Origin of the sequence: Sphingobacterium puteale (genome assembly GCF_003627955.1) — a bacterium.
Lineage (GTDB): Bacteria > Bacteroidota > Bacteroidia > Sphingobacteriales > Sphingobacteriaceae > Sphingobacterium > Sphingobacterium puteale.
On sequence record NZ_RBWS01000008.1, the window covers coordinates 128,300 to 145,253 of the forward strand.

Here is a 16,954-nt window from a genome sequence, read left to right on the forward strand (position 1 = left end):
ATGAAACGTAATAATAACACTATGATATATACATTCTTGTTGTCCTGTTTGATCACAGCAACATCTTGTAACCGTGATAGCTTCACACCATCACAAGGTGATGATATCAAAAACTCTGGCGATGTCACTATCGTGATGACGAATACAAACCGCGCTTATGATCTGACCAAAAAATATGTCGATTTTAGTACAAAGTTTAATATGTCGCCCAACACAATTACCTTAAATCCCACTCAGAAGTTTCAGACAATGGACGGATTTGGTGCGGCTATCACCGGTTCTACCTGTTTTAATCTGATGAAAATGAGTAAGGAGGATCGGACGAAATTTCTTACGGAGACTTTCTCCGATAAAGATGGTATGGGTATGAGTTACATTCGTATTGCTATTGGATGTTCTGATTTTTCATTGAGTGAGTATACCTGTTGGGACAAAGAAGGAAAGGAAAATTTTGGATTGCAGTCAGAAGAAAAGCAATATGTTATTCCTGTGCTGAAAGAGATTCTAGCTATCAACCCAAACGTCAAAATTATGGGATCGCCATGGACTCCGCCAAAATGGATGAAGGTCAATAATCTGACAGATTTGAAACCTTTTGATTCTTGGACTAGCGGTCAATTAAATCCAAAATACTATCAGGATTATGGTTGGTATTTTGTGCAATGGATTCAGGCAATGAAAAAAGAGGGCATTAATATTTATTCAATTACGGTTCAAAACGAACCATTGAATCGGAAAAATTCTGCTTCTATGTACATGTCATGGCAAGAACAGCAGGCATTTATCAAACAATCGCTGGGGCCACAGCTCAAGGCTGCAAGTATTGCGACGAAGATCTACGCATTTGACCATAACTATAATTACGATAACATGGCTGATCAGCAAGATTACCCTGTTAAAATCTATAATGACGCCGGGGCGGCTTCCTTTATCGCTGGAGCAGCTTATCACAACTATGGGGGAGATAAAGCCGAACTCATCGATATTCATAATCAACGTCCGGATAAGGAGCTGGTCTTTACAGAGACATCCATTGGCGAATGGAATGACGGGCGTAACCTTAATAAGCGTTTGATGGAAGATATGCGCGAAGTGGCACTAGGGACTGTAAACAACTGGAGCAGAGGTGTTATTGTTTGGAATCTGATGTTGGATACCGATAAGGGACCGAATCGCGATGGTGGTTGTCAGACCTGTTATGGTGCTGTCGATATTAACAAATCAAATTATAAGAGTATTACACGCAACTCGCATTATTATATTGTAGGACATCTTTCATCTGTGGTTAAGTCTGGAGCGACACGAATTGGTGCCACAGGATATACCGCTGAAGGACTGGTTTATAGTGCCTTTCAAAATACGGACGGAACCTATGCTGTGGTGTTGTTGAATGAATCGAATGATAATCGGAAAATTACACTGGCAGATGGTAAAAATCATTTTAGCTACGAGGTTCCCGCAAATTCAGTCGTCTCTTATCGTTGGAAAAACTAAATATCGGGGTTATGAAAAGATATCTCATCAATATAATACTATTGGGAATAATAGCCGTAGTAAGTTCTTGTAAAAAGGATGAAAAATATGTCTATCAAATTGGTGATCCCAAAATAGAATTGAAATCAGCTATTTCTGCTGCTCATTTTGGTGATAGCTTAGTGTTTAATGTTCGTGTATCGGATAGCGAAGTCGCTTTGTCTACGCTGAAAGCTCAATTATATTTTACAGATGACAAGGTCGCCGAAACGACGATCCGTACAAAAGAGAATGGCGACTATAGCGGAAAAATTTACGTTCCTTTTTTGAAAGACATCCCAGATGGGAAAGCGACCATTAAGTTTGTTTTGCAGAATATTAGTCAGAAAAAAACCGAACAATCCTTTGATATAGACTTAAGCCGTCCGGATTTTCCTTATCTCACTTTGGTTACTGAATCAAAGTCCTATCGGATGGAGAAAACCGGACGGAATCAATATGCCGCCAAGGAGAATTTTTCGGCCGAAGTAAAGGGCTATATCCAGGCGCCAAAGGTTGGCGAACAGGGTAATGCCATGAGTTTTGGATGGGTTAATAGTGCTGTCGATTTGGGTTCTACAGCTGAAATCCCGTTTTCAAATTCAACATCTGGCGTATACCCTATACAATTTAATACATTGACGTTTCAAGCCTCGCCATTTATTGTCGTATTGCTTAATGGATCGCTGTTCAGCCGTCTTGATGACACGCATTCCAAAGTTGAACTGATATTGAATCAAGGAGAGACAGCAACTTTTGAAGGTATTGCAGATCTACAAGATTGGTGGATTGATCCTGACTTCTTTACGCGAGCCGCCGATGGGGTTATATCGTTTAAAGGAATAACAGGGAAATACCGAGTTACTGCAGACTTTGCCCTAAAATACTTCGTGGTTGAGGCCATGGCCGGAAATGATCTTGCTAAATTGCAGGAAGATGGTACTGGAGCCGTATGGATAATTGGGGAAGGCGTTGGAAAGCCTAAGGTATCCAGCAATCAGGTCGGCTGGAATACTGATAAAGCACTTTGTTTAGCTCCATTGGGAAATAAGAAGTATCAAATTACAGTAAAGGCAGGGGAGTCTATCAACACCGATAATATCAACTTTAAGTTTTTCCATCAGAAGGGCTGGGGTGGAGAATTTGGCGGTACGGATGTGACAACTCCGAGTGATCTGATTTTTATCGGTGACGGTAAAAATGGACGTGACTCCGGAAATCTGGGTATCAAAACGGGTAAAACCTTAGAAGCTGGAAAAACGTATCTTTTTACGCTGGATTTAACAGCGGGTAATAAAAAAGCGGTTCTTACGGTTGTATCAAAATAAGCTACTTTTAATTTTTCAGGCCCTGGGTAAGACCTTACCTAGGGCCTTTATTGTTTCTGTTGAATTTGTGTATTCGGGGATTCATTTATATATTTGCTGAACTCACAAGATGAAAGCTAAACAGTTCATATGGATTTTATTGCCTTTGATGCTCCTCCAGAGCTTCTCAACAGTATGGCTATGGTCCATTTTTGAGCTGAATCGAGATTACATTGCCCGTTACGAATGTATCAACCGTTTCAACGAAAAGGCACTCTCGTGTAGAGGACAATGTATCTTGATGAAGAAAATGCGTGAGCACGAAGAGAAGGAGCAAAAGAACCTGGAATCACGTATTATTGATGTTGTTTTTATCAATAATACCCAGAATTTTGATTTTAAGATTTCTTCTTTATTTCAGGAAGATGCTGCGGAACGCCCGTTCCCAGAATACAACGAAAATTATTCTTACAGACCAATCTTCACAATTTTTCACCCTCCATTAGTTTAAATCCATTTTTTAGAAATCATCATCGCGTGTATGTCGCTAGCTGATAGTGATATGTATATGCTTTGATCGCTTCATCGCTACTGAATAAAGAATTTAAGCGGATGAAAATTTTATTTGAACAGGTCGTCGGTTTTTGGACGATGGGTTGCGGGTAATTTAGAAAAATTTCTATGATAGGATATGTATTGTGGCTGCCTTTCTGATAGCTGCGGGCACTGTCTATATTTCGTTTTCTTCTAACCATGCTTGAACCTGTGTTATAAACCTCACCTGTTAACTAAGCTAACATGGTATTTTTATGAAGGTAAGTATATTGATAAAAACAATAGTTTTTTATGCTGCTCTTGCGTGTGTGTTTCTTGGATCATGTACAAAGGGAAAAACAAATTATGAAGCCGAAAGGGGAGAAGTAATTGAAGAGAATAATGAATTTAAGGAGGTTTCAAATGTTGTAACCTCTGCTTACACGGTCAGTATAGAAGCGCTGAACGGTGTATTATATCGCGGCTATAATGATATCCGTGTAAGGATTAAGAACACGCAAACAAATACTCCCGTGGAAGTGTCGGGTCTTACATTTCTGCCCGTTAGGACCACTGTCATGGGAGAAAAGAATTCGTGTCCAAATCAGTATGATTTTGATTATAAATCAGAGGATAAGTATTTTTCAGGTTATACCGTTTTCACCAGCGAAAGCGGTACCGAGGGGAGTTGGGCTCTCCACATCAATTTTACCGTGGGCAATCAAACCTTCTCCCTGATAAAAGAGGTACAGGTTAAACAACAGTCGAATAAGAATCTGAATATGACGATGTTCACAGGAGTGGACGAAGAGCAGTATGTCATAGCATTGATTGCTCCGCAGAAGCCAAATGTCGCCGAAAATAAATTGGTCGCCGGCATCTATAAATTGAATAGGATGCTCGATTCCTCAGGAAAAGGCCCCGCTGGTCAACTGCAACTTTCCTATTCGCAGGTTGAGCGTTATACGTTAAAGTTAGACCCGCGTATGCCTGAACCTTCTATGGGCAATCACTCATCTCCTAACAATAAAGATTTGATTCAGGATAAGGACGGTTTATACCATGGTGTTGTAAATTATACCATGACGGGAAATTGGACATTAAATTTCATCCTGTTGAACCCAGAGGGAAAAGTGATCCGTGGTACTGAAGTCCCAAAGGATTTTACACCGGGAGTGGAAGGACGTAAAAGCGAGCTACATCTCGATATTTTATTCTAAGAGTCATGAAGAAATTAAGTCTAGTTCTTTTTATTATTTCTCTTGGGTTGGATGTTAATGGACAAATTGTTCCGGTAAAAAGAGATACAACGAGACGTTTGGGGGAAGTCAAGGTTGACGCTACGATCAAACAAAAGATCGAAAACGATATGAAGATGGCTGTCTCAGTTGATGAGTTTTTGGCTTCATCTGACAATATCAGCTTTATCAAGCGTGGAGCTTATGCATGGGAACCTTTACTGAACAACATGAGTACGGAGCGTTCTACGATCACGATTGATGGTATGCATGTTTTTGGTGCCTGCACGGATAAGATGGATCCCATTACTTCCTATGTGGAGAGCAATAACCTGTCCTCCATTGATATCAAGTCTGGTCAGGAGGGAAATATGCATGGGGCTACGGTAGCAGGAAGTATAGATCTAAAAAGGAGAAGTACCCCCTTTGGTCTACCTCAAAAAATAGGCGGAGCTTATCAGACAGGTTTCGAGTTTAACAATAAGCAAACATTTAACCTTGGAAGTCTATTCTATTCAACAGACAACTTTGTGGCTGACGGTAGTATTGCCTTTCGTAAAGCAGGTAATTATTATGACGGAAACAATAAGGAAGTACTGCACTCACAATATAATAAACTGAATGCATCATTGGGCTTAGCCTATAAGACAAGTGCACTTTCTGCTGTCAGGGTAGATGCGATATTTGACAGAGCAAAAGATGTTGGATTCCCGGCTTTGCCGATGGATCTTTGGTTATCACGGGCGATTATTACATCCGCATCCTATAAGCAATTGTTTGAGCAAGGTCTGGTAAAAGTATGGGATACCAAAGTTTATTTCAACGCTGTGGAACACTATATGGATGATACGACACGGCCGGAGAATTTGGTACACATGGATATGCCCGGATGGAGTACGACGTATGGATTGGTGTCAAAAATAAATTTAAAGAAAGACCGATATTCTTCAGAGGTACAGTTAAATGTTTATGATAATCTTTCGATAGCGGAAATGCGGATGTACCCTCAGGATCGTTCCAAACAGACCATGTTTGCTTATAGCTGGCCTTGGGTAACAACCCGTTTTGCAAGTGTCGCAACGAATAATTCCTGGGAAATTTCAGAAAGGAGTAAAGTGAATCTCGGTGGTTCGTTAGGCTGGAACTACAACTATTCCAAATATGTGGAATTTAACTGGATTTTTCATCCCGGAGCACCACAAAAAAAGAATAGATGGCTTCCGGGCCTACATGCCAGTTATGAGTTAAACTTAAATCAGTTTGATATTTCGTTAGGGACGGGTTTTGGCCATCGCGCGCCTTCCGTCTCCGAAGCTTATGGCTATTATATCTACAATAGCTTCGACCGTTACGATTATATCGGAAACCCCGATCTAAAGAATGAGATCTCTTATGAGGCCAATGCCAGTGTTGGATTCAAGACCGAGAAGCTAAGTATTGCTGCGAAAGTTAACTATTTCTACATCAACAATTATATCATCGGGCGAATTTTGAGTTTAGGAAGCCCCATGAATTATCAATCCGTGGGTGTAAAGGGCTATACTTCTTTAAATAAGGCTACGCTGTTTAATGCGGCTGTTAACGTAGGTTATAAAATCCTGGATAACCTGCATTGGAAAGCCATGTTCACCTATGCAAGAGGAAAGGATGATGAAGGCGGGAATCTACCTTTTATACGTCCGCTGAGTTATCAGACTTCACTGCATTATGGGTATAAAAGACTCGGCTTGCGGACCTCCTTAAACGGAGATTTTGCACAGACCAATTACAGCCCGATGTACGGTGAAGATCTAACGGGCGCCTACAAAATATGGAACCTATCTGCCGATTACACTTTCAGTCTCGGTAAGTTCAAGTCTGTCTTTCAGCTTGGGGCCGAGAACCTATTAAATGAATATTATAGTACCTATGCGGATTGGGGAAATATCCCCCGGATGGGACGGAACATTTTTACATCCCTAAAAGTCAATTTTTAAAAAAAAATCAATCACATTCAAATAACGCATATCATGAAAAAATTAATGAACTATCTAATTTTATCTGCTGTTTCATTCGTAATGATTTCTTGTAGCAAAAATGATAATAATCCTGTTGCAAATAATGTCAGTTTACATTTTAACAACACATTTAAAGATAAAACCATTGTCCTTGGCGGAGCGACCTCCACTGATGCGTCAGTTAATACATCCGAAAAGGATCAGGTACACCGCCTATCCGAACTCAAATATGTTATCAGTAATATTCGGCTTGTCAAAGCTGATGGAACCGAGATTCCTTACAATGTAAATGACCTTGATAAAGGAGCTACTGTTGTGAATCAGGCCAAACCAGCTAGTCTGGACTATCTATTGACAAACATACCTGTAGGCGAATATCGTCAGCTCAAATTCGGATTAGGGGTAAAGCAAGAAATCAACACATTGGATCAGGTCAGGTTCCCGGTATTCTACGAAGCAGCGGGAGCCAACGATACCGATATGATGTGGCAATGGGCGACCGGCTATCGTTTTACAAAGATCGAAGGATTCTATGGTGTCGAAAATATTGCATTTAAGATCCATACGGGAAGTACTTTGAATGGAACTGGCGGTCAGCCTGAAACATATACACAGGGTGTAGATGCTTATCGCGATATCACCTTGAATCTAACGACTACTGCTTTTGTTGGGAATAATACTCCTAAGATTAAAATAAAAGCGGACTTTGATAAACTGTTGAGTGGCAGAACGAAAATAAGCCTAACGGCCAAAAATGCAACGACTCCGAGCAAGCATAGCGGCATGGAAGCAATGGAAATATTTGTAAATAATATCGGTGGTGATGGAAAAGAGGATAAAACCGGCATGTTTTCCGTCGAAAGTGTTGAAAATGACTAGCGGAAATATAAATTAACGACAAGGCCATCGGGAGCCGGGAAATTCAAATTTAGAAAGCTACCCGATTCAGATGGTGGCCTTGTCTTGCTATAAAAATCTGCCTGCGCCCTGCTCGTCGATAGGGAACAACGATGGTATACTTGTCCTATTCCTATAACAAAACAATTTATTCCAATGAAAACAGTCATGTGTATCTTAAGTGTGTTGTTGATTGCATTGTCATGCAGTAAAGACGGTATGAAGGAATCCGTTGAAGCGGATAATCCTGAGATTTTTCTGCATATACCAGCCGGATTCCCCGGATTAAATAGTTCTGTTGCTGAGAATAGACCTACAAAATATGGCGTTGAATTGGGGGAGAAATTATTTCATGAGAAGAGGTTCAGTGGAAACAACACCATTTCATGTGCGAGTTGTCACAATCCTGCTCTTGCTTTTTCAGATGGAAAACAGCAGGCAGTTGGAATTTATGAACGGGTGGGACTTCGGAACACGCCCGCTGTTCAAAATATGGCGTTTATGAAGTTTTATAATTGGGATGGAAATATCCTGCAATTGGAAAAGCAGCCCCTTGTTCCGATCATAACACATGAGGAGATGAACTCTTCAATTCTGGAAGTGATCGGTAAGATTGGTACTGACGCCGATTACAGGGAATTATTTAAGAAAGCATTTGGCGATGCAAGTATAACAGCTGATCGAATTTATCGCAGTATTGCACAATACGAGTACACCCTGATCTCTGCCAATAGTAAATATGATCGGGTAACAAGGAATGAAGGCGAGCGATTTACGGACATGGAAGAAATAGGATATACAACATTCAAAAATAAATGTGCAAGTTGTCATGGCACCGCATTGTTTACTGATCAGAGTTTTAGAAATGTGGGCTTTCCAATGAACCCAAATCCTGAGGAGGTAGGCCGTGGTCGGGTTACCGGGCGTAGTGCTGATCAAATGGCTTTTCGTGTTCCCTCCTTAAGAAATGCTGCTTATACAGCACCTTATGGGAGTTTTGGCCAATTCCCGACCTTAAGATCCGTTTTGGATTATTTTGATAAAGGCGTACTTGAGGCAGAAAATCTTGATCCTATCCTAAAGGAAAATGGCAATCGCATTCCGTTAACGGAAAAGGAAAAAAAAGCTATTATCGCTTTTTTAGAAACTTTAAGTGATCCGGCATTTATTGGAAAGTAAAAACTGCATACCTCAAATCATGTACATATTGATCATGCATACCTCTCTAATAAAAGAGATCAATGAGCTGTTTTGCTTCGGCGACATCGTGGACACGCAATAGCTGTACCCCTCTTTCCAAGAGTAATGTATTCAATGCTGTCGTGCCATTGAGGGCATCCTGTGCTGTAATCCCCAATTTTTTATAAATCATGGATTTACGTGATATGCCACCTAAAATTGGAAGACCAAAATAGTGGAGCTCATTGACGCGGTATAATAATTCATAATTTTGGTCAATCGTTTTCGCAAAGCCGAATCCGGGATCCAGGATAATGTCCTTTACTCCCAAATCCCTTAACTTTGCTACACTTTCTCCTAGAAAGGTAGCAACATCTGTCACAATATCCGTATACTCCGTTTGTTTCTGCATATTTTCGGGAGTACCACGCATGTGCATGAGGATATAGGGCACTTGGTATTTGGCTACTGTGGCAAACATTTCCTCATCAAGCGTACCTCCCGAGACATCATTGACGATGTGTACACCTGCGTCAATAGCTTCGGCAGCGACATCTGCCCGAAAAGTGTCTATGGATAAGATGGCTTCTGGAAAAGCTTCTCTGATTGCCAGGATAGGAGGTAGTGCTCTGTCCATTTCTTCCTGGGAGGAGATTAATTGGGCACCCGGACGTGAAGAATAGGCTCCTATATCGAGGATTTGAGCACCCGCCGTTAAGAGACTACTTGCTTTTTCTAAGGCTTTCTCCACAGTGGTATTATCCCCACCGTCATAAAAGGAGTCGGGCGTAACATTGAGTATGCCCATCACAATAGGTTTCTCAAATGTCATTAGTTTTCCACCTACATTGATGGCTGGGGCAGTTGCTGTATGAAATTTTTTCATCTAATCACAAGTACGCCGTCAGCAACAATATTAATATCGTTTTTTGGCTGAGTAATCTGATTTATTTCGGATGGAGATTTACCAAGATCTTTTGCGGCATGTTGCAGTGATGCCACTGAGGTTTCTTTCTTTTTGGCTACACCTTCAACAACGACTGTTTTACCGATGATATCAGCAGGCATAAAGAATCCGTAGTCTTTAAAACGAACCATAATAGGTTCTTGGCCATCGCGCTGTAAGGTCATGAAACAACCCTTTTTCTTACAAACCTCGACCACCTTACCCTCAATTTTGCCAGTGAAAATACTTTTGTTACTTAGCTCTTTTTCTAGTTTACCAACAGAAATCGCCTTATTTGCCTGAATTTCCTTTCCATATTTTACGCCGGGCTTTGCGGAAGGAATCTCCTTTTTTTGCGCGTGTAGTTGTGTATTTATAGCAATTGCCAGGGCAAAAAATAAAATGATCTTTTTCATCCGTTTAAATTATTTATAATCTTTGGTCTCATCTGTATAAGTGAACCCGTTTACCCGTTAAATTGATATTTTTAAGTATTCGTGAGCTCACATCGTTCGGTTCATGCCGCCTTTGACGGCTTCATCTTTACTTCGTTAGCACAAGCGTAATTTTCATGGTCTGTTTCTTTTAAGTCGTATTCAAGATCACAAAAACTGTTTCTTGTATTTTACGTGTTAAAAAAAACAGGAGAACTTTCTACTATTTTCGAATAAATTCAAATTTACCGCTCGGGTCCAGTTTCATGATGGTAGACGATTTACCATCGGTTTTTACATGTCTATCGTAAGCGACAATATAGTCTACACCGACCTTGATCTCCTCAGCGATTTCGTCAAAATCCTTGGCTGTTGGCTCACCACTGATATTGGCTGAAGTGGAGATGATAGGCTTACGGAAGCGCTGTAGAAGTTGCTCACAAAAAGGATGTTTGACAATTCGAATGCCAATCGAACCGTCCTCTGCGATGGCATTGGGGGCGAGATTTTTGGCATTCGAATAGACAATTGTCAATGGCTTGTCCGTATATTCGATAAGCTGATAAGCAACGTCCGGGATTTCGTTCACATAACTTGCCAATTGGTTGTCGTTATGTAAAAGGATGATCAGACTCTTGGATTTATCTCTTCCCTTCAATTGAAAGACTTTCTCTACAGCCTCCCGATTAGTAGCATCACAGCCTATTCCCCAGATCGTATCTGTTGGGTATAGGATTAATCCACCTGCTTTCAGCGTTTCCAACGCTTTATTTAAATCCTCACGATCCACGAATGCGCTCATTTTTTTATTTCTTTAGTTCTGACGTGAATTTAGACAGCGACATTATGCTCACGTAAAGCATCATTTAATGAAGTTTTTTTATCGGTAGATTCTTTGCGTTGACCAATGATCAATGCACAAGGAACCTGATATTCGCCCGCAGCGAATTTTTTGGTGTAAGATCCAGGGATGACAACCGAGCGTGCAGGAACATAACCTTTATATTCGACAGGTTCAGGACCAGTAACATCAATAATTTTGGTTGATGCGGTCAATACGACATTAGCCCCCAATACTGCTTCTTTTTCTACACGGATTCCTTCAACAACGATTGCTCTTGATCCGATAAATACGTTGTCTTCAATGATAACGGGAGCAGCTTGAACAGGTTCAAGTACACCACCGATACCAACGCCGCCACTTAAGTGTACATGTTTACCGATTTGCGCACAGGAGCCTACTGTCGCCCAGGTATCTACCATTGTACCTTCATCGACATAGGCACCGATATTGACATAAGAAGGCATCATGATCACTCCTTTAGCTAAATACGCGCCCAGACGTGCAGAAGCACCTGGAACAACACGTACACCCGTGTGTTTGTAATCCGTTTTTAACTTCATTTTATCATGGAATACAAAAGGACCGGCCGTCATTTCACGCATATCATTGATCGGGAAATACAAGATCACAGCTTTCTTGATCCAGTCATTAACATGCCATCTCGTTCCGATCATTTCCGCTACCCGGATTTCACCGCTGTCCAGCTTCATGATCACTGTACGAATTGCTTCAGTATATTCTTTATACTCCAATAACTGTCTATCTTCCCAAGCTTCCTCAATCAATTTTTTAAGTGGCTCTACCATATTATTTGTTTGCTTATTTGAATTTGTTTATTTTGATGTACAAACTTAGATAAAGTTGCTTTTAAAAGCAACTTTATCGATCTCTCCTGTCATGAAGAAAATATTCGTCGGGGAAATATGTTAATTTTCGGTGGAAATACCACGATAATTCGCTAATATAACTATTTTTGAACTATGGCTGCAGCATCAGAAAAATTGAGAATTGATAAATATTTATGGTCGATAAGATTGTTTAAGACGCGAACTTTGGCAACTGAAGCCTGTAAGGCGGGCAGGGTCAAGCTGAAAGGTCAAAATATTAAACCTTCTTACGAAGTTAAAATCGGTGATGTCTATCATATTCAAAAAGGAATAGAAAAGAAAGTCGTTCAGGTGACCGGTCTTCTTGAACGTCGGGTAGATGCAAAAACTGCTGTTCAGTTTTATGAAGATCAGACTCCGGTGGAAGAGACCGTAGGCTACAAATCGGTGTTTCAGGCACCGGTACTTAAACGTGACCGCGGAACGGGAAGGCCCACGAAGAAAGATCGACGTGAAATAGATGATTTACAGGCTTCAGACTGGTGGGATAAAGAAGATGAATAAGGCAAAAAACATTTCATTTCTTCGATAATTATTTGCATTTTAGGTTAGCTAAAGCTCTCTTCATAGGAGAGGCTTTAACACTGACCAAAATGCAAATTATTATGAGAGGTAGCATGCACGCACAAGCGCTGATGACACTAGCGCTCACCCTAAATCTATCACCGACTATTGCCAAGTCTGGAAATTCCATCTCCTCTGCCAATTACGGATATTCATTTTTAGGATTGCAACAAACTATTCGAGGAAAAATTCTCGATGAGCAGGGGCAGGCCATAGGTGGTGTCACCGTCAGAAATTTGACGGCAGGAACAACTGCACAGTCTGCTCCGGATGGCAATTTCAGTATTGCTGCAAAACCGGGAGATCAATTGGAGTTTTCCTCCATAGGCTTTGATCGGCAGACAGTATCTGTCAATGGTTCGGCTCCCTTAGCAATTACATTGGTAAATAGGAGTACGGTATTGGAAGACGTGACCGTGACAGGTTATACGAACTACTCCAGAAAGCAATCTGCCAATGTCTCAACCACTGTAAAAGCAAAAGATTTAGAGCAGGTACCTATGGCTTCGGTGGATCAGATGCTGCAGGGGCGCGTTCCGGGGATGAGTGTAATGGCAAGCTCAGGGCAACCTGGCGCTACCGCTTCTGTTGTCATACGGGGCGTCGGCTCGATAAACGGTATCTCGGATCCACTTTATGTGATTGATGGAATTCCTATTGCCACATCGGAACTGAAGAATTTTAGCGCAAATGATTTTGAATCTGTGAATGTACTGCGCGATGCAACAGGAAAATCGCTATACGGATCCAGAGGTTCAAACGGTGTCATTGTTATCACCACAAAAAAAGGTAAATCTGGTCAGTTAACGGTGAATTTTAATTCTCAATATGGTCTTTCCAAACTGACACGGCCTAAATTCCAGATGATGAATACGCAGCAACGTCTGCAATTTGAAGAAGAATTGGGGGCGTTTGTCGATCCGGATAATAATGAGGGTATAGGTCCTGGATGGACCTATTCACCTAAAAATCCCGACGTAGCGGGTGGGACTGCAGCTTATAAAGCCCGGGCCGCTCAAATTTTGGATAGTTTGAGAGGAATTAATGTTGACTGGCGTGATTACTTCTTTCGCAACGGAAAGTTTATGGATCAGCAGGTGAATGTCAGTGGAGGCGGGGAGCATGTACGGTTTTATAGCAGTGCGGGATACTATAAACAGGAAGGTGTTGCCGTTCGATCTGGTCTTGATCGTTATACCTTGAAAAATAACCTAGATTTTGACAAAGGGAAGCTTTCAGGGGGGGTAAATGTAACCCTAGGCTATACAAATTCGAAATTTACTGAAGGTGTAGGAGCTTCACGCGTCGGATCGTCTATGGCATCAGTTTATTATGCACTACCTTATGAATATCCTTATGCACCGGACGGAACGCTCATTCATTTTGGTAACGAAGATGATTACTTTATTTTAGATCAGCGTGAGGGGAGTGCAGGATTGGAGCGTCTGCTCAATTCAAGTAGTTCTTCTGAATTATTTAATACCAATGTTGGTCTCAACCTAAATTATCAGTTGCTACCAACTTTAAAAGTCCATACGCGACTGGGGATAGATTATAATACAACTACCGGCCAAGATTATATCAATCCGGATTCTTATTACGGATCAAGGGATCGAGATCCGACACTTGGTGGAAAGGGACTATTCGCAGAAGACAATCTCCGCTCTACCAATGTGATCAGTACCACAGGATTAACCTATCAAAATACTTTTTACGAAAGGCATAATTTGGAGCTCTCGGCTTATTTTGAATATTTATATCGCCGTAACCGCGCCTTTGGCTACAAAGGTTACGGCATTGACAGTCGTCTGCCCGAGAATCCGAATGGTGTAACCGTAAGTCCGGCCTATTTACCTGCAATTTTGGGCGGCCGTACGAAATACGCATTGGCTTCATATATGGCCTTGGGAAGGTATACCTATGACAATCGTTATTCGTTGACGGCAAGTTATCGTTATGATGGCTCTTCCCGTGTAGCGGAGGCGAATCGTTGGCATGGTTTCTATTCTTTCGGCGCCAATTGGAATATCAAGGAAGAAGAATTCCTGAAGTCCAATGAATTCATACAAGGTCTATCCCTACGGGCGAGTTATGGCACCACGGCCAGTACAATCAACGGTGATTTCAATTATTTAGCAACTTTTAGAAAGGATATTACCTATGGCGGTGAAACAGCAATTCGTCCTTATGATCCCGGAAACCCAAATTATGACTGGGAATATGTGGATGAATTCAATGCTGGATTTGATTTGGAGCTTTTTCCATCAAAGCGGCTTCGTGTTGCCATGGATTATTATAATAAAATAACCAAGAATATGTTTTTTGATCAGCCGATTTCCCTGACATCGGGATTCTTGGATCGTAAGCTACCATTGAGCACGGGCAAGATGCGTAATAGGGGGCTGGAAATGAGCTTGTCCGGTGATGTTGTTAAGACGGCAGATTGGGGGCTGACGCTAGGAGTCAATGCTTCCTATAATAAGAATACCATATTATATCTTTCTGATGCATTGACAGAGGTTTTAGATGGAGATACACGTATCATGCGCGTTGGACTGCCTTATGGGACCTACTATGCGCCCGAGTGGGCAGGGGTTAATCCCCAAACGGGCGATGCGCAGTATTATAACCGTGACGGTAGTGTCACGACCGAATACGACGAAACTGCACAGGCGGTTACAAAATCCGGAAGCATGTTTCCAAAATGGGTGGGGGGATTTAACACAACTATCCGCTGGAAAAACCTTTCGTTGGACGCCTTGTTTGCATTCGTTAGTGACGTTCGCCGTTGGAATAACGAGGATTTTTATAACGAAAATTCCGGCTATATGACGAGTAATCAAAGTATACGCATGCTGTCGGATCGCTGGAAACAACCGGGGGATAATGCCATTTTACAGCGAATTGATATACCGCGCAATTATACTTCGAAGGATATCCAGGATGCTTCTTTCCTAAGGTTGCGGAATGTGAATTTGGTTTATCAGTTTCCGAAGACTTTGTTTGGGGACCAAAAGGTAATTAAAGGAGCCCGAATTTTCTTTCAGGGGCAAAATTTATTGACCTGGACGTCCTGGAGGGGGCTTGATCCCGAAAATAGTGAAGGGATAAGTCGTTTTAACTATCCTGCTCCAAGAACATATACAGCAGGATTCAGTGTTAACTTTTAAAAAGATTACGGTAATGAAATCATTTAAAAATATATTAGTAATCGGCCTCTTTACTGTTGGTTTGTCGACTTTCTATTCCTGCAACAAATTAGATCTGAAACCTTCAGATACCATTGATCCTGAAAAGGCTTACCGTAATCTGGAAGACATCGATATGGCCATCAAAGGAGCTTACGCAGGGATGACCTATACGCTCATCGGAAATAGCGTGGTTGTCTCGGACGAAGCGATTTACCCCTCGGAAAATACAGTTGGCAATGTGAGTGCATACCGCTGGCAGTATACTGCTTCAAGTTCCTCTGTGACGAGTGCATTTGGCGAGTATTATGTTGTCATAGATCGCGCGAACCGCGCTTTGGCGGGACTCGAAAAATTAGAGAAAGTGGATGCTGATAAGAGGAAGCATTACCAGGGCGAATTGCTTGCTATCCGTGCTTTTGCTCATGTTGAGCTTTTGAGAGCATATGCAGCAGGCTATGAGCCTACAGCATTGGGAATTCCCTATATGTTGAAGTCTGAAATTGGACATCCCCCACGCAAAACAGTTGCCGAAGTCATCAGCTTGGCCCAAAAGGACATTAATGACGCTTTGGGCTTAATTGGCGATGAAGAGGCTGTTTACCGCTTTTCTAAGACTGGTTTGTATGCATTGCAGGCAAGAACCGCTTTATATGCAAGGGATTGGACCTTGGCAATTGCTGCTTCATCAAAGGTCATCGCAGAAAAACCATTGGCTGACAGGAGCTCCTTTCCGAAAATATGGTCGGACGAGAGCTCCAATGAGGTTGTTTTTTCGTTGCGTAGGACAGCCGCTGATCTCCCCAAAGACGACGATTCTCCGGCTGAAGGACCTCTTGGGGCGATGTTCTTTAGGCAGGATGGTGAAATAGCACTTTATACACCTTCAAATAAGTTACTTGCTCTATTTGATAAGAATAAAGATATACGTTTTAGTAGTTATGTCCTCAACGATCCCAATCGGGGAGCTGGTAAACAACAGTATTTAATAGGAAAGTACCTGGGGCGTAAAGACGATGATGCGACGGCAGGTTTGGTTGACGTAAAACTATTTAGAACAGGCGAGATGTATTTAATCCGGGCGGAGGCCAATGCGGAGACGAATAAGCTCAATGAGGCAAATAATGATCTGAATGTGTTGCGGAAAGCTCGAATCCAAGATTATCAAAATCAAGTCATCGCTTCCAAAGATGAACTTATTGACGCTATTTTAGTGGAACGTTATAAGGAGCTGGCATTTGAAGGACATCGTTTTTTTGATCTAAAAAGAAGAAAAATGCCTGTCCGTCGAGGGGCGCAAGATGCTGTAAATACCGCGGGAGCACTATTGTTGGAGTCAACAAAAGCGCAATACAATTTTCCTATTCCTGCGGATGAAATATTTGTCAACAAAAATATGGTTCAAAATCCAGGTTATACAAAATAAT

Annotated in this window: 14 protein-coding genes; 10 read left to right on the forward strand and 4 right to left on the reverse strand. The window is 41.6% G+C overall.

Features of this window, described 5'->3' with window-relative positions; all coding sequences use genetic code 11:
• The 7 genes from D7322_RS11270 (at nucleotide 1) to D7322_RS11305 (ending at nucleotide 8,664) form a co-directional block, all read left to right on the forward strand.
• Nucleotides 1-1,494: a glycoside hydrolase family 30 protein gene (locus D7322_RS11270; protein WP_245971324.1), complete on the forward strand. Its 1,494-nt coding sequence runs from the start codon at nucleotides 1-3 to the stop codon at nucleotides 1,492-1,494.
• A gap of 11 nt (nucleotides 1,495-1,505) precedes the next feature.
• The gene (locus D7322_RS11275; protein ID WP_121124274.1) at nucleotides 1,506-2,840 is read left to right on the forward strand and encodes a DUF5125 domain-containing protein; all 1,335 of its coding nucleotides are present in this window, start codon (nucleotides 1,506-1,508) and stop codon (nucleotides 2,838-2,840) included.
• Nucleotides 2,841-2,949: 109 nt separating this feature from the next.
• The gene (locus tag D7322_RS11280) at nucleotides 2,950-3,330 is read left to right on the forward strand and encodes a hypothetical protein (protein WP_108636332.1); all 381 of its coding nucleotides are present in this window, start codon (nucleotides 2,950-2,952) and stop codon (nucleotides 3,328-3,330) included.
• A gap of 298 nt (nucleotides 3,331-3,628) precedes the next feature.
• On the forward strand, nucleotides 3,629-4,573 hold the full coding sequence (locus tag D7322_RS11290; protein ID WP_121124278.1) for a hypothetical protein: 945 nt from the start codon (nucleotides 3,629-3,631) through the stop codon (nucleotides 4,571-4,573).
• Between the two features lie 5 nt (nucleotides 4,574-4,578).
• Nucleotides 4,579-6,567, forward strand: a complete 1,989-nt coding sequence (locus D7322_RS11295; RefSeq protein ID WP_121124280.1) for a TonB-dependent receptor plug domain-containing protein — start codon at nucleotides 4,579-4,581, stop codon at nucleotides 6,565-6,567.
• 33 nt (nucleotides 6,568-6,600) lie between these two features.
• Nucleotides 6,601-7,467 carry an MbnP family protein gene (locus D7322_RS11300; RefSeq protein ID WP_121124282.1) on the forward strand — a complete coding sequence of 289 codons (867 nt, stop codon included), beginning with the start codon at nucleotides 6,601-6,603 and terminating at the stop codon, nucleotides 7,465-7,467.
• 174 nt (nucleotides 7,468-7,641) lie between these two features.
• Nucleotides 7,642-8,664, forward strand: a complete 1,023-nt coding sequence (locus tag D7322_RS11305) for a cytochrome-c peroxidase (protein WP_121124284.1) — start codon at nucleotides 7,642-7,644, stop codon at nucleotides 8,662-8,664.
• A gap of 46 nt (nucleotides 8,665-8,710) precedes the next feature.
• Here D7322_RS11305 and folP read toward each other — a convergent pair whose 3' ends face one another.
• From folP to D7322_RS11325, 4 genes are all read right to left on the reverse strand, one after another.
• Nucleotides 8,711-9,550, reverse strand: a complete 840-nt coding sequence (gene folP, locus D7322_RS11310) for a dihydropteroate synthase (protein ID WP_121124286.1) — start codon at nucleotides 9,548-9,550, stop codon at nucleotides 8,711-8,713.
• Nucleotides 9,547-10,026 (reverse strand): DUF4920 domain-containing protein, encoded by a 480-nt coding sequence (locus D7322_RS11315; RefSeq protein ID WP_121124288.1) that lies wholly within the window; start codon nucleotides 10,024-10,026, stop codon nucleotides 9,547-9,549. The genes folP and D7322_RS11315 overlap by 4 nt, the downstream gene beginning before the upstream one ends.
• 241 nt (nucleotides 10,027-10,267) lie before the next feature.
• Complete coding sequence (locus D7322_RS11320) at nucleotides 10,268-10,846, reverse strand: L-threonylcarbamoyladenylate synthase (protein ID WP_121124289.1); 579 nt, start codon at nucleotides 10,844-10,846, stop codon at nucleotides 10,268-10,270.
• A 29-nt stretch (nucleotides 10,847-10,875) separates the two neighbouring features.
• Nucleotides 10,876-11,694, reverse strand: a complete 819-nt coding sequence (locus D7322_RS11325; RefSeq protein ID WP_108636324.1) for a 2,3,4,5-tetrahydropyridine-2,6-dicarboxylate N-succinyltransferase — start codon at nucleotides 11,692-11,694, stop codon at nucleotides 10,876-10,878.
• Between the two features lie 174 nt (nucleotides 11,695-11,868).
• On the opposite strand from D7322_RS11325, the gene D7322_RS11330 reads away from it, so the two are divergent.
• From D7322_RS11330 to D7322_RS11340, 3 genes are all read left to right on the forward strand, one after another.
• Nucleotides 11,869-12,279 (forward strand): RNA-binding S4 domain-containing protein, encoded by a 411-nt coding sequence (locus D7322_RS11330; RefSeq protein ID WP_108636323.1) that lies wholly within the window; start codon nucleotides 11,869-11,871, stop codon nucleotides 12,277-12,279.
• A gap of 101 nt (nucleotides 12,280-12,380) precedes the next feature.
• Nucleotides 12,381-15,509, forward strand: a complete 3,129-nt coding sequence (locus tag D7322_RS11335) for a SusC/RagA family TonB-linked outer membrane protein (protein ID WP_121124291.1) — start codon at nucleotides 12,381-12,383, stop codon at nucleotides 15,507-15,509.
• A gap of 13 nt (nucleotides 15,510-15,522) precedes the next feature.
• Complete coding sequence (locus D7322_RS11340) at nucleotides 15,523-16,953, forward strand: RagB/SusD family nutrient uptake outer membrane protein (RefSeq protein WP_245971325.1); 1,431 nt, start codon at nucleotides 15,523-15,525, stop codon at nucleotides 16,951-16,953.
• Nucleotide 16,954: the final 1 nt, after the last annotated feature.